The organism is Phocaeicola sp. (assembly GCF_057861905.1).
On record NZ_DBMACV010000002.1, the window covers coordinates 15,606 to 29,787 of the forward strand.

Genomic DNA, 14,182 nt, shown 5'->3' on the forward strand with positions numbered 1-14,182 from the left:
AAGAATATTAATACATCAAACAGATTCTACATGGTCTTGAATTATATTTGGATTGCTTTTTTCCTGACAGCTTTCATCGTAGCAACTGCACGTCTTCTCTTTTCAGGAGATACGGAAGTCTTTCCGGCTATTATCAATTCGACGTTCGATTCCTCGAAAACAGCTTTTGAAATCTCCCTGGGACTTACCGGAGTTCTATCGCTCTGGATGGGTATTATGCGTATCGGAGAACAAGGCGGTGTTATTGGATTATTCTCACGTCTATTAAGTCCGCTGTTTACCAAGTTGTTTCCAGAGATACCTAAAGGACATCCGGTTACAGGAAGCATCTTCATGAACCTCGCTGCGAATATGCTGGGACTGGATAATGCAGCAACGCCATTAGGACTGAAAGCCATGGAAGGACTACAAGAGCTAAATCCGAAAAAAGACACAGCAAGTAATCCGATGATCATGTTTTTGGTATTAAATACCTCAGGACTCACCCTGATTCCAATCAGCATCATGGTGTATCGCGCTCAGATGGGAGCCGCCCAGCCAACCGATGTATTCGTACCCATCCTATTGGCTACATTTTTTTCAACACTTGCCGGTATCATTGCTGTAAGCTTGTACCAGCGCATTAATTTGCTAAACCGGACAATTCTTCTGTTTTTAGGTGGTACGAGCCTTATAATAGCTGGCATTATTTATTTTTTCAGCACATTGTCACGTCAGCAAATTGATGTTTATTCTACAACCACAGCCAATGTGTTTCTGTTCGTAGTCATCATTGGCTTTATCATAGCTGGTCTACGAAAGAAAATCAATGTATACGATGCCTTTGTAGAAGGAGCTAAAGAAGGCTTCACGACTGCTGTGCGTATTATTCCCTATCTGGTAGCAATATTAGTGGCAATTGGAGTCTTTCGTGCTTCAGGATGTATGGATTACCTAATAGAAGGCATAGCCAGACTGGTTAATCTATGCGGCATCGACAGCAATTTCGTAGGAGCCTTACCAACTGCACTGATGAAGCCATTAAGCGGCAGCGGAGCACGTGGACTAATGGTAGACGCCATGAATACCTATGGAGCAGACTCATTTGTCGGACGGCTCTCATGTATTTTCCAAGGTTCTACCGATACTACTTTTTACATCCTTGCCGTCTACTTCGGAAGTGTTGGAGTTGTCCGTACACGCCATGCTGTTCCCTGTGGATTACTTGCCGACTTAGCTGGCATTATCGCTGCAATTTTCATTTGCTATTTATTCTTTAACTGATATAGATATGATAACTTATCAAACAGAAGGGGTGGAAATGCCCTCTATCAAAAAACGTGAGACGACAGCCTGGATTAAAGCTGTAGCCGAAACCTACGGGAAAAAAGTAGGCGAAATAGCCTATATCTTTTGCTCAGACGAGAAGATTCTGGAAGTAAACCGCCAATATCTTCAACACGATTACTATACAGATATCATTACTTTCGACTATTGCGAAGGGAACCGTATTTCTGGCGATCTATTCATTAGTCTTGATACGGTTCGAAGTAACGCAGAACAATTTGGAGCAACCTACGAAACAGAATTGCACCGTGTCATTATTCATGGCATCCTTCATCTCTGTGGAATCAACGACAAAGGTCCGGGCGAAAGAGAGATTATGGAAGCTGCCGAAAATAAGGCACTCGATTTACTGAAGGACTTTCAATAAAGTTTCGATGTCTATCCTATTCCAGGATAAAGACTGATATTCCCAGCTCTCAGAAATTTTAAAAATTTCCGCCGTCGTTTCTTTTAATTCATGGGGACGTTTTTCTAATTCATCACCACAAATTAAAAAGAACAATGGCGGATTTTATTTTACTCTTCTAAGCAAACGGCAGTTCTCATTCTTTCCCTTTCCAGCTATAACTCTTTTTACGAACTGAATCTAAGCTAAGCCACTTATTTTTCGTATTTTTGCACCAGATATAAAAATAAAAGATTAATGGACTTTAAGTATGACGTTATTGTTATAGGAGCCGGACACGCCGGTTGTGAAGCCGCCGCTGCAGCAGCCAATCTTGGTTCAAAGACTTGTCTAATCACAATGGACATGAACAAGATTGGACAGATGAGCTGTAATCCGGCCGTAGGAGGTATCGCCAAAGGTCAAATCGTCAGAGAGATTGATGCTCTGGGTGGATATATGGGATTGGTTACCGACCGAACTGCTATCCAGTTCCGCATGTTGAACCGTTCAAAAGGGCCAGCCATGTGGAGTCCGCGTGCACAATGCGACCGCGGCAAGTTTATCTGGGCATGGCGTGAAGTTTTGGAAAACATTCCTAATCTTCATATCTGGCAAGATACCGTCGAAGAATTACTCGTAGAAAACGGTGAAGTCACCGGATTGGTAACGTGCTGGGGAGTGACCTTTCATGCCAAGTGTATCATTCTGACAGCAGGTACTTTCTTAAACGGTCTGATGCATATCGGCCATAAGATGCTTGCAGGGGGACGATGCGCAGAACCTGCTTCGTACCATTTGACTGAATCTATCACCCGTCACGGAATTACGTCCGGACGAATGAAGACAGGGACTCCTGTCCGCATCGATGCACGCAGTGTAGACTTTAGTCTGATGGAAACGCAAGACGGAGAAAACGATTTTCACCGTTTCTCTTTTATCAGCGAACCCAGACAACTGAAGCAGTTGCAATGCTGGACTTGTTATACTAACGAGGAAGTACATGAAGTTTTACGCAGCGGGCTGGCAGATTCTCCCCTTTTCAATGGGCAGATTCAAAGTATCGGTCCCCGCTATTGTCCAAGTATCGAAACGAAAATCGTAACATTCCCCGACAAGCCACAGCATCAGTTATTTCTCGAACCGGAAGGAGAAACCACACGAGAACTTTATTTAAACGGATTTTCTTCATCTCTCCCGATGGATATTCAGTTTGCTGCCCTGAAAAAGATACCTTGTTTTAGAAATATAGTAGCCTATCGTCCGGGATACGCTATCGAATACGATTATTTTGATCCTACACAATTAAAGCATACATTGGAATCGAAAATCGTAAAGAATCTATTCTTCGCCGGACAAGTGAATGGCACGACCGGATACGAAGAAGCCGGAGGACAAGGAATCATTGCCGGTGTCAATGCACACATCAACTGTCATGGAGGAGAGCCTTTCGTTTTAAGACGTGACGAAGCATACATCGGTGTACTGATTGATGACCTCGTGACGAAAGGTGTAGACGAGCCTTATAGAATGTTCACTTCCCGTGCCGAATATCGTATTTTGCTCCGTCAGGATGATGCTGACATGCGACTCACAGAGCGTTCATATAAATTGGGACTGGCAAGCAAAGAGCGTTATGACAGACTTTGCCAGAAGCGAGAAGAAGTCAAGCGACTGGTTGAATTTGCGAAGACCTATTCCATAAAAGCGGATAAAATAAACGATGCATTGGAAGGGCTCGGCACAGCTCGCCTCACCCACGGTTGCAAATTAATAGAATTACTGAGCCGTCCCCAAATAACCATTGACAACATTGCTCCGCATGTGCCAGCTTTCCAAACAGCGCTCGACAAAGTAACCGACCGTAAAGAGGAAACAATCGAGGCAGCCGAAGTGTTGATCAAGTACCAAGGCTATATTGACCGCGAGCGCATGATCGCAGACAAGATACATCGCTTGGAAGCTATCCGCATAAAAGGGAAATTCGATTATGCCAATTTGAATTCGCTATCAACAGAAGCCCGACAGAAGCTGATAAAGATAGATCCCGAAACACTTGCACAGGCCAGCAGAATTCCAGGCATCTCGCCCAGCGACATCAATGTACTGTTAGTCTTATTGGGACGCTAAGCAAGCGTGTTTCACGTGAAACAACTAGTTTAAGAAACAAACATAAATTACTGGATATGAACAAAGAAACATTAAAGAAAAATCTTCGTGAGATACCCGATTTTCCCATCCCGGGAATTTTGTTCTACGATGTCACTACCCTGTTTAAAAATGCAGAGTGCCTGCAAGGCATGATAGACGAATTGTACGAGATGTACAAAGATAGAGGAATTACCAAAGTCGTCGGAATTGAGTCCAGAGGATTCATTTTAGGAGGCGCTCTGGCTGCTCGCTTAGGAGCCGGTTTCATCATGGCGAGAAAGCCCGGCAAGCTGCCAGCAGAAGTTGTAGAAGAAACATATGCCAAAGAATACGGAACTGATACTATACAGATTCATAAAGATGCGATCAATGAAAACGACGTTGTTCTTTTGCATGACGACCTACTCGCAACAGGTGGTACAATGGCAGCAACCTATCGCTTAGTCAAAAGATGTGGAGCAAAGCAAGCGTTCGTCAATTTTGTTATTGAATTGAAAGCATTGAACGGAAGAAAGTCTTTTGCCGATGATGTAGAAGTAACAACGTTGCTGCAACTCTAAAAATATTTTTCTATCCATCGGGACAGAATAGCCAAACAGAATCCGGTATATACGAAAAGCGTTTACCGGATTCTTTATTTTATAACCTCTTTTCATGAGTTTCGTTAATATGGAAGAACTGAGCACAAATGAATATCTTCGAGGAATTGTATTGAACTTGCCAAGTAGCCCGGGTATCTATCAATACCTGAACAAAGAGGGCGTGATTATCTATGTAGGAAAAGCAAAGAATCTGAAGCGGCGTGTGTACTCCTATTTTTCGAAAGAACATCAATCGGCCAAGACTCGCGTGTTGGTAAGCAAAATCGCAGATATCCGATACATCGTAGTAAACACAGAAGAAGATGCACTACTTCTGGAAAACAATCTTATCAAGAAATATAAGCCTCGCTATAATGTATTGCTAAAAGACGACAAAAGCTACCCTTCCATCTGTGTAAGCAACGAATACTTTCCACGAGTATTCAAGACGAGGCAGATTATTCGAAACGGTTCGACTTACTATGGTCCCTACAGTCACATCCCTTCCATGCAAGCAGTACTCGACCTCATAAAGAAACTCTATCCTCTTCGTACCTGCCATTTAGCCCTTACTCCCGAAAACATACGTCAAGGGAAGTTCAATGTCTGTCTGGAATATCATATTAAGAATTGTAAAGGGCCATGCATTGGTATGCAGTCACACGATGAATACATGAAGAATATCGCTCAGGTAAAAGAGATTCTCAAAGGGAATACGCAAGCCATCAGCGATGCTCTGATGAAAGAAATGATGGCACTGGCCGAAGAGATGAAGTTTGAAGAAGCGCAAAAGATTAAAGAGAAATACGAACTGATAGAGAATTACCGATCAAAGAGCGAGGTAGTGAGTTCCATACTCCACAACATCGATGTTTTTTCTATCGAGATGGACGACAATTCTGCCTACATCAATTACCTGCACATTACCAATGGATGCATCAATCAGGCATTCACATTCGAATATAAAAAACGGTTGAACGAGACCAAAGAAGAATTACTTCAGTTGGGAATAATCGAAATGCGTGAACGATACAAAAGCTGTTCGCGCGAAATCATCGTACCGTTTGAGTTGGATATGGAACTGAACAATGTGACTTTTACAATTCCCCAACGTGGTGATAAAAAGCATTTGCTGGAACTCTCCTTACTCAATGTCAAGCAATACAAAGTAGACCGGTTAAAGCAAGCAGAGAAACTGAATCCCGAACAGCGGAGTGTACGACTATTGAAAGAGATACAAGAACAGTTACGGATGGATAAAATGCCTGTACATATCGAATGCTTCGACAATTCCAACATACAAGGTTCGGATGCAGTAGCCGCTTGTGTCGTATTCAAGAAAGCACGTCCCAGCAAAAAAGACTATCGCAAGTACAACATCAAGACGGTTGTTGGGCCAGATGATTACGCCTCTATGCAGGAAGTTGTACGCCGACGCTATACACGTATTCTTGAAGAGCACGGAGAACTTCCCGACTTAATACTTACAGATGGCGGTAAAGGACAAATGGAAGTCGTACGTCAGGTTATAGAAGACGAGCTGAAACTCCATATTCCTATAGCCGGTCTTGCCAAGAACAATAAGCACCGCACATCGGAAGTCCTATTTGGCTTTCCTCCAATGACGATAGGCATCAAGCAAGGGACTCCCCTGTTCCACCTTTTGGAGAATATACAAGATGAGGTACACCGCTTTGCCATCACTTTTCATCGTGACAAGCGAAGCAAAAGTCAGATTGCATCTGCCTTGGACAACATAAAAGGAATCGGCGAAAAGCGTAAGACAGCCTTGCTGAAAGAATTCAAGAGTGTAGCTCGAATCAAGAAGGCAACACTCGAAGAACTGGCGGCAGTAGTAGGAGAAAGTGCAGCACAAAGCATAAAAGAATCACTCTAAGTTTCAATTCCGATAAAGGTATTTTCCTATATCTGGCAGAGAGCTAAAAGAGGGTTCATTACATCGTCAACGAACAATATTCTAAACCATTATTGGAAATTGAAAGAGATTTTCTCACTCTGCACTAAATAACAAGAGAGATACGCCGTTAAAAGTCAAGTCTGGCAAGAAATAGAAAAGCTCTGCAAAAAGATAATCCAGTTTTTCCGCAGAGCCATTGCCACAATTATCAATACCACTCATTTCACCACTATAATTCTTCTAATTCCAATACCACAAAGATACAATTAATTTCGGGTAGACTTTTGTCATTCTTTCAATTTTATTCTACTATTATACTGAATATTTCCTATCTTTGTAGAAAGTATATACCACATGAGAGTAGTAATTCAACGTGTAAGTCATGCATCCGTTACGATAAACGGAGTATGCAAATCTGCCATAAAGGAAGGCTTTCTAATTCTGGTAGGTATAGAGGAAGCCGATAACCAGGAAGATGCCGACTGGCTATGTAAGAAAATCATCGGATTGAGAGTTTTCGACGATGAAAACGGAGTAATGAACAAATCCATCCTTGATACGGGCGGAGAGATATTAGTCGTAAGTCAATTTACTCTGATGGCTTCCACAAAAAAAGGCAATCGCCCCTCATATATCCGTGCAGCCTGCCATGAAACAGCAATTCCATTATACGAATATTTCTGCAACGAGCTGAGCATCGGACTGGGCAAACAAGTAGGGACCGGAGAATTCGGTGCCGACATGAAAGTTGAATTATTGAATAATGGTCCTGTCACCATTTGCATGGACACCAAAAACAAAGAATAAAATGACACTGGAAGAAGCACAGAAAACAGTAGACAACTGGATTAAAACATACGGCGTGCGCTACTTCAGCGAACTGACCAATATGGCAGTACTGACAGAAGAAGTAGGAGAATTGGCACGTGTCATGTCACGAAAATACGGCGACCAGTCATTCAAGCCCGGAGAAAAAGACAATCTCGATGATGAAATGGCCGATGTATTATGGGTACTGATTTGTCTGGCAAATCAGACAGGCGTAAATCTGACAGAAGCGTTCAGAAAAAATCTGGAAAAGAAAACCAGCAGAGATAAAGAAAGACATAAAAACAATCCCAAATTATAAACATTATGAAGTCTAATCACGATCATGAATGCGGATGTGGGAACGAACATCATCACCACAACCACGAATGTAACTGCGAGAACGAACATCACCACGATCACAAATGTGAATGTAATGATGACGATGCTGCTTGCGATTGCGGATGCGAAGAGGATGAAGACAAAGAAAATTTGCACCAGCCAAGCAAGTATGATGAAGCATTAAGCAAATACAACACCAACCTGAAAGATGAAGAAGTTGCCGCTCAGACAGCTCATATCATCGAGAAATACGTAAAGGAAAACGATACACTGGAAGTAAAGAAATTCCTTTTCCACTGTATCGACCTTACTACACTGAAGTGTACAGATAGCGAGCCAAGCGTTATGAAGTTCACACAGCATGTTAACAACTTTGTGGATGCATATCCGGAACTCGACAACGTTGCAGCCATCTGTGTATATCCGAATATGGCTGAAATCGTAAACGATACGCTGGAAGCTGACAACGTAAATATAGCTTGTGTTTCGGGAGGTTTCCCCTCTTCACAAACTTTCATCGAAGTAAAGGTGGCCGAAACAGCCATGGCACTTCATGCAGGAGCCGATGAAATAGATATCGTAATTTCTGTAGGAAAGTTCCTGAGCGGAGATTATGAAGGCATGTGCGATGAAGTTGAAGAGCTGAAGGAAGTATGTGGCGAAAAGCATCTGAAAGTAATCCTGGAAACAGGTGCGCTGGGCAGCGCCTCAAACATCAAAAAGGCATCTATCCTGTCAATGTATTCGGGAGCCGACTTCATCAAGACATCTACCGGAAAAGAAAATCCAGCAGCTACACCCGAAGCTGCTTATGTAATGTGCCATGCTATCAAGGAGTACTTCCTTGAAACCGGCCGCAAAGTAGGTTTTAAGCCCGCAGGAGGCATTAACACCGTACACGATGCACTGGTATACTACACGATAGTAAAAGAGGTTCTCGGCAAAGAATGGCTGACAAATGAACTGTTCCGTCTGGGAACAAGCCGCCTTGCCAACCTGTTATTGTCGGACATCGTAGGAAAAGAAGTCAAATTTTTCTAATCTAAGTTAGCATTTTTACCCTTCAGACCTTTCACAGGACACGAGGGGAACGCACAATAAGGGCACGAAGATTCATATTAAATGTTTCTCCGTGCCCTCGATTTTATGTAACCTCAAGCTTTAATTTGCCACAAGTCTTCCCCCTTTCCAGTGCTGGTTCAAGATAACAGGAGGAGCAGTAGGCTTATATTCTGTCCCGACTGGAATACTGCGCGAACGCCCTTGCCGGCTCAAATCCCAGCTGACGAACGTTTCATAATCAAACTGCCAGCTCTCACCGTAGGCCAGCTTATGAATACGGTTGTAAATCGCTTCCCGTGAAGGTGCATTGAAACCTCCCACATTGCCCACCATGATGCTGGTTTCTGTAGGTCGATACGCTCCCTTATAATAAGTACAAGCACCTTCATAAACGCCAAGACCTTCGTTTGCATAACGAGAGTCGGATATAAACTTACTCCATACCACACTGTTCGGATCGCTTGTATAGTCCACATTCCTTCCCCATCCGTAAAGATTTCGGGAATTAATATTATCGGATATTTCACTTGAAGGTATCGCTCCCATACTTTCATAATAATATTCATCCAGCAATTTAGCAAATCCATGTCCTCCAGCTTCATGATGAAGCACACTTGCCAGGTCTTCATCACTCGTTCCTATCGGGAAATACGCAATACCATATCCCCTGCCATAATCTCCCTGATAAGCTGTACTTGTTCCGAAATAGCAGGTTCCTGCATACGTAGTCGAATTCATCATCACAATAATCAGTACTTCATTCATCAGCGGATCGGTCATTCCCGGACAAGTTGCTGCGTACTGCATACACTTGTTGTGATCTCCTCCTACGTGAGTTCCGCTACCAAAATAGCCGGAAAAGGCCGTACTTCCACCGTCTACGTATCCTTCATTCCGGGAAACAGCCGTCACATAATACACATTAAACAAGTTCCGGAAGGAAGTATAAGGCTCTTCACTGAAGAAAGCATCGGCTGCTGTCCGCATAACCTCCTCATAGGTACCGTCGGCAATCTGTCTGTCGGAAAAGGCATCTCCCATCAATACCACATTGATGCCGTTTCCTTCAGAGGCTTGTTGCAAGGTATATACCTTTCCGTCTTCCGAATAGTCAGAAGATTCGTAAGGTAAATCTCCCTCACCCAAGATTCCTTTCAGAAAATCAGGAAGCAAATCTCTTGACGTTACACTGCTATGGAATATCAGCTTGCCCGTTTCATCGAAAGCCATAATAGTAGGGAAACTGTCATACGCAATACCTCCCGGATTGGACATCAGCGTAGGCCATTCCATATTGTTGCTCTCTATTGTATTGGCTGCATCTGTAGGGTTCTCTGTTCCATCGCTACAAAGCCCGATGATTTCCAGTGAATGATTCTTGTAACGCTGATAAATTGACGATACGGTAGGATGGAAAGCCTTGCTGAAGCCGCACCATGATGCCCAGATATAATACAATGTCACTTTATGAGAGGCAACGATGGAAGTAGAATTTATCGTATTTCCTTTATAATCGGTTGCCGTAAAATCGGGCATATACAAGTTAAATGTATCGAAGTTAAATCCGCCCGGTGAATTTTGTCCGATACAAACCCATCCACTCTTCTGCCACCAGGAAGAAGAAGTGACAGCCTGCGGCAAATCGCCTGACAGCATATTCCCTCCAAAATCCATATATTCCAGTTCTGTCAAGTTCCCAAGGGTTTCGGGTACAGTACCTGTCAACTGGTTATCATCCAAGTAACAATAGACCAATTGCTTCATATTTCCCAATTCAGGTGGTATACTACCCGTCAATTGATTTCGGTACAGATATAAACTCCAAAGGTTTGTCAGCTTACCTATGGAAGCAGGGATTTCTCCTGTCAGCTGATTATAGGGCACATTCAATGTCCATAACGCTTCAAGATTCCCAATTTCATCCGGTATCGTTCCGGTCAGATTGTTCGAAGACAGATTAATCGAACTTACCTTACCATTATAGTCCGTATAGATACCGTACCATTCCGATAAATCAGCGTCCGTACACCAGTTGGCATTATTCGTCCATGCATCGCCGTTTGTAGCATCGTACAATGCAATCAACACATCTCTTTCCGTCATCTCGTCTTGCTCCAGCAAATCGTTTGTATCAACTGCCGTAAAACTGGTGATAACTGAACGACCGACCGTAATGCTTCGCTCCGTAGCCTTGGTAAGCGTCCGTTGCTGACCGTTTACCAATCCAGTAATCTTAAATGTCATACCGTTACTAAATACCTGAGGAGGAACTACGAAATAGAATGAAGTAGTTTGTGAAGACGACAAAGCCACATTTCCCCGAAGTGCGATTTCATTATAATTCTCCTGCCCTCCTCCCGAAACACGGAATTCCGGCGCATCGGAGGCTATATCTACCGAACCTAAACCGGCAATAGCTTCCCCATTATTCCCCGACAATGAAATAGATGACACCTGCATGTTTCCTTTCAAGTTCAGGCGTACCAGTCCACAAACCTGCAAAAAGCGGAAAGAGCTTGTGGTGCTCTGAGCCACCATCGGACATATACCGGAAGCAAAGCTATCGAAACCGAATGACTGTTCCTCCGGCAGACGGAACGAAACGTTCGTACCAGATACTACAGCATCAGCCGCATACGGATAAAAGGCATAAAACGTATTACCTCTGACGGGCTTGTCGCTTTCAAACTGAGCCTCGTCGCCTGAAATTTCAGTCAGGTCGTAACGGGCAACCGAATCGGATGTATTGCTGAAAATGCCGATGGCATCTCCCGTATTCCATACCACAGAATTACCGGAAAGAGAGGTACGACTCTTTACAATTGACGATGTCGTAGCACGAACCGATTTCAAACTATTATCCTGACTGCCGGAAGGTACCAGTTCATCTTGCTGACACCCTACAAGCAGCAACAAAAATATGCCTAAAAAAAGAGTTATATGCTTCATAATATTTACTGTGTTTTTCAAGATTATTACCAGTTTTCTTCATTCTCTGTAAAGTCTTCTGTACTTCCACCTGCCGAAGGAGTTTCTTCTTTTTTACCGTCTTGAGTAATCTCAATAACACGAACAAGCTCCTCTGCCCGAACCGTCACACTCCCCTTTCGTTGGGAAGTAGAAGTATTGGCTGCAACAACGATGATATTTTCCTCTATATTGATCCAGCCAGTATCGCTGCTGGTCAATGTATACTGAGTATTACTGTTTACAGTGAAGGCGAATCGGCCTCCTTCGGATGCTGCGGAGATGCTCGAAGGAGAAACTTCCAGATACACAGCTTCACCCTCTTGAGCCACACGTACCGTACGGATCAGACTGCCGTCTTCCGAAGTAACCGTGATGGTTGCCTCACGCGATGTGGTCGATTCGTTGGCACTTACCGTAAAGGTCGGATTCTTCCACTCGCCCACACCGGTCATGTTACTGCTCAGCCAGGAAGCACTGCTCGACAAGCGGTAACGGGTATTGGTTTCAACTGACAAAGTCAATGTCTGACTGTCGTTAGTAAGAGAGAAAGAAGACGGACTCACGTTCAAGATTAGCTCTTCCCTGCCCTCTTGAACCACATGTACCGTACGGACCAGACTGCCGTCTTCCGAAGTAACCGTGATGGTTGCCTCACGCGATGCGGTCGATTCGTTGGCACTTACCGTAAAGGTCGGATCTTCCACTCGCCCACGCCGGTCATGTTACTGCTCAGCCAGAAAGCACTGCTCGACAAGCGGTAACGGGTATTGGTTTCAACTGACAAAGTCAATGTCTGACTGTCGTTCGTAAGAGAGAAAGAAGACGGACTCACGTTCAAGATTAGCTCTTCTTTACCCTCTTGAACCACACGTACCGTACGGACCAGACTGCCGTCTTCCGAGGTAACCGTAATGGTTGCCTCACGCGATGCGGTCGATTCGTTCGGTAATATTGTTAACACAATCTCTTCTTCTGCATCTCCCGACAACGTCCGAGTCATCCAGTCTGCTCCTGCACTCATCCGATAAGGAACATTTCCCTTCACCGTAAAACGAACCGTACCACCTCCTGCCTGAACATCGAAATAATCCTGCGAAACAAACAGATAAGGAGCTTCTTCCTTTCCCTTCTGCAAGACCTTCACTGTACGTTCAACACCATTACCTGTCACGATAATATTTCCTTCACGCATAGCCGTTTCAGTATTCTCTTCCACACTAAAATATAACGTAAACTGTTTCAACCCTCTGCTTGCCACCTGCTTCAACCAGTCGACATCAGTCTTTACATCATAACTTATATTTGTGTTGATTTCTATGGAAAAGGTTCCAGCATCAGCTTCACAAACGACAGGTTCCGAAGGAACAAGTATCTCATTAACAGCATACTGACGAATAGTCAGTGTATCCGATACAGATTCTGTTTCATTCACAAAAATAAAACGTGCCTCACGCTCATCATAAGTGTCATTGGGCTGTACTTCAAAATGGAGCGTATGTGTAGAAACAGCTCTCGAAGCCGGTTCGCTTACCCATGTATATTCCGCTTCGGGTTTACAGATATACGATACACTCGACTGTAACTGTACATCCACCGTACCGCCTCCGGCACCAACCTCAACCAAGTCGTCTGAAAGAAGCAATACCTCCTTTTCCCTTCCTTCCTGATAGATATGAACTGTTTCCCGCAGTTCTCCGCTGTTGATTACGATGCTTCCACTTCGTTTATTATAACCGTCGTTAGCCAATATACGGAAAGCCAACACCGATTTTTCAAGACTCCGTGTAGAAATTTGCTCAATCCATGTATCCGAGACCTCCACTTCGAAAGTAACATTTGCTTCCACCTCTACTTCTATATCAGCCTCTCCGGCAGAAAGTTCATAGTTTTGTTGAGATACAATCAATGCATCCTTCTGCTTCTGTGAAACGACAATTGTTTCCCGAGTATCGCCACACTCCAAGAAAACGGAAGCACTACGCTCGTCGGTGCCATTATTAGCAGCGACCGAAATTGTAACCGATGCCTCTCCTGCTTTACCCGATGCCGGAGATATGGTAATCCAGCCAACAGCACGTATATTACCTACCGTGGCTTTCCAGTCGGCAGTCGCCGTAAAATGCAACGTTACAGTTCCCCCAGAAGTATCCAATAATGGATTTGTATCAGTTCCTTCGGCCAATGTAATTGTGGCTCCAGGAGTTTCAGGCTCATCGGGCAGATTTACCTTTTCTTTCTCACCACAAGCCACCAATACCATCGATAACAATACAAATAGAGCCTTTTGCATATAATGCATTTTACCCCAACGAAACAAAATGTCCATAGATTTAAGGTATTAAAAATATAATAGGTTAGCAACGCTTAAATTATAGTTTTTTATCATACATCAAAATTTTTTATCACATTTTCTTTACATAAAATAAAAAAAGCATACATTAAGCAGGAAATGTATATACATATATCTCATTTTATATAAGCAATATATAAGAATAAGAAAATAAAAACGACAAAGACATATGAATTAACAAGAAATTTGACAATACAATATATACGATTCTCTATAAATGATGAGAGAAACATGACAGGCAACAAGTTGATTATTTCTTTAATGTATCATCGGAACATACCTGAAAACTT

The 14,182-nt window shown here is 43.3% G+C and carries 11 protein-coding genes; 8 read left to right on the forward strand and 3 right to left on the reverse strand.

Translation table 11 applies throughout. The features are described 5' to 3' along the window. The first annotated feature begins 30 nt into the window (after positions 1-30). The 8 genes from ACZM60_RS00615 to deoC all read left to right on the forward strand — a co-directional run bounded on the left by ACZM60_RS00615 (position 31) and on the right by deoC (position 8,551). Positions 31-1,263, forward strand: a complete 1,233-nt coding sequence (locus ACZM60_RS00615; RefSeq protein ID WP_021970243.1) for a nucleoside recognition domain-containing protein — start codon at positions 31-33, stop codon at positions 1,261-1,263. A 7-nt stretch (positions 1,264-1,270) separates the two neighbouring features. Further along, positions 1,271-1,693, forward strand: a complete 423-nt coding sequence (gene ybeY, locus ACZM60_RS00620; protein ID WP_021970244.1) for an rRNA maturation RNase YbeY — start codon at positions 1,271-1,273, stop codon at positions 1,691-1,693. 276 nt (positions 1,694-1,969) lie between these two features. After that, positions 1,970-3,841: a tRNA uridine-5-carboxymethylaminomethyl(34) synthesis enzyme MnmG gene (mnmG, locus tag ACZM60_RS00625; RefSeq protein WP_489520537.1), complete on the forward strand. Its 1,872-nt coding sequence runs from the start codon at positions 1,970-1,972 to the stop codon at positions 3,839-3,841. Between the two features lie 56 nt (positions 3,842-3,897). Continuing rightward, on the forward strand, positions 3,898-4,422 hold the full coding sequence (locus ACZM60_RS00630) for an adenine phosphoribosyltransferase (protein WP_021970246.1): 525 nt from the start codon (positions 3,898-3,900) through the stop codon (positions 4,420-4,422). Between the two features lie 109 nt (positions 4,423-4,531). Then, entirely contained in the window at positions 4,532-6,340 is a 1,809-nt protein-coding gene (gene uvrC, locus ACZM60_RS00635) for an excinuclease ABC subunit UvrC (protein ID WP_489520538.1), read from the forward strand. Positions 6,341-6,715: 375 nt separating this feature from the next. Then, the gene (gene dtd, locus ACZM60_RS00640; RefSeq protein ID WP_021970248.1) at positions 6,716-7,168 is read left to right on the forward strand and encodes a D-aminoacyl-tRNA deacylase; all 453 of its coding nucleotides are present in this window, start codon (positions 6,716-6,718) and stop codon (positions 7,166-7,168) included. 1 nt (position 7,169) lies between these two features. Continuing rightward, positions 7,170-7,490: a nucleotide pyrophosphohydrolase gene (locus tag ACZM60_RS00645; protein ID WP_021970249.1), complete on the forward strand. Its 321-nt coding sequence runs from the start codon at positions 7,170-7,172 to the stop codon at positions 7,488-7,490. 5 nt (positions 7,491-7,495) lie between these two features. After that, positions 7,496-8,551, forward strand: a complete 1,056-nt coding sequence (deoC, locus tag ACZM60_RS00650; protein ID WP_489520539.1) for a deoxyribose-phosphate aldolase — start codon at positions 7,496-7,498, stop codon at positions 8,549-8,551. Between the two features lie 120 nt (positions 8,552-8,671). On the opposite strand, the gene ACZM60_RS00655 is transcribed toward deoC, so the two are convergent. The 3 genes from ACZM60_RS00655 to ACZM60_RS00665 are packed head-to-tail and all read right to left on the reverse strand — an operon-like array spanning position 8,672 to position 13,832. After that, the gene (locus ACZM60_RS00655) at positions 8,672-11,521 is read right to left on the reverse strand and encodes a M64 family metallopeptidase (RefSeq protein WP_489520540.1); all 2,850 of its coding nucleotides are present in this window, start codon (positions 11,519-11,521) and stop codon (positions 8,672-8,674) included. A gap of 26 nt (positions 11,522-11,547) precedes the next feature. Further along, a complete protein-coding gene (locus ACZM60_RS00660) occupies positions 11,548-12,246 on the reverse strand; it encodes a BACON domain-containing protein (RefSeq protein ID WP_489520541.1) in 699 nt (232 codons plus the stop codon). Next, positions 12,222-13,832, reverse strand: coding sequence for a BACON domain-containing protein (locus tag ACZM60_RS00665; RefSeq protein WP_489520542.1), 1,611 nt, complete (start codon positions 13,830-13,832; stop codon positions 12,222-12,224). The genes ACZM60_RS00660 and ACZM60_RS00665 overlap by 25 nt, the downstream gene beginning before the upstream one ends. Positions 13,833-14,182: the final 350 nt, after the last annotated feature.

Coding starts and splice junctions, on each gene's coding strand:
- ACZM60_RS00615 (WP_021970243.1), top strand. CDS start 31: ATGGTCTTGAATTATATTTGGATTGCTTTTTTCCTGACAGCTTTCATC.
- ybeY (WP_021970244.1), top strand. CDS start 1,271: ATGATAACTTATCAAACAGAAGGGGTGGAAATGCCCTCTATCAAAAAA.
- mnmG (WP_489520537.1), top strand. CDS start 1,970: ATGGACTTTAAGTATGACGTTATTGTTATAGGAGCCGGACACGCCGGT.
- ACZM60_RS00630 (WP_021970246.1), top strand. CDS start 3,898: ATGAACAAAGAAACATTAAAGAAAAATCTTCGTGAGATACCCGATTTT.
- uvrC (WP_489520538.1), top strand. CDS start 4,532: ATGGAAGAACTGAGCACAAATGAATATCTTCGAGGAATTGTATTGAAC.
- dtd (WP_021970248.1), top strand. CDS start 6,716: ATGAGAGTAGTAATTCAACGTGTAAGTCATGCATCCGTTACGATAAAC.
- ACZM60_RS00645 (WP_021970249.1), top strand. CDS start 7,170: ATGACACTGGAAGAAGCACAGAAAACAGTAGACAACTGGATTAAAACA.
- deoC (WP_489520539.1), top strand. CDS start 7,496: ATGAAGTCTAATCACGATCATGAATGCGGATGTGGGAACGAACATCAT.
- ACZM60_RS00655 (WP_489520540.1), bottom strand. CDS start 11,521: ATGAAGCATATAACTCTTTTTTTAGGCATATTTTTGTTGCTGCTTGTA.
- ACZM60_RS00665 (WP_489520542.1), bottom strand. CDS start 13,832: ATGCAAAAGGCTCTATTTGTATTGTTATCGATGGTATTGGTGGCTTGT.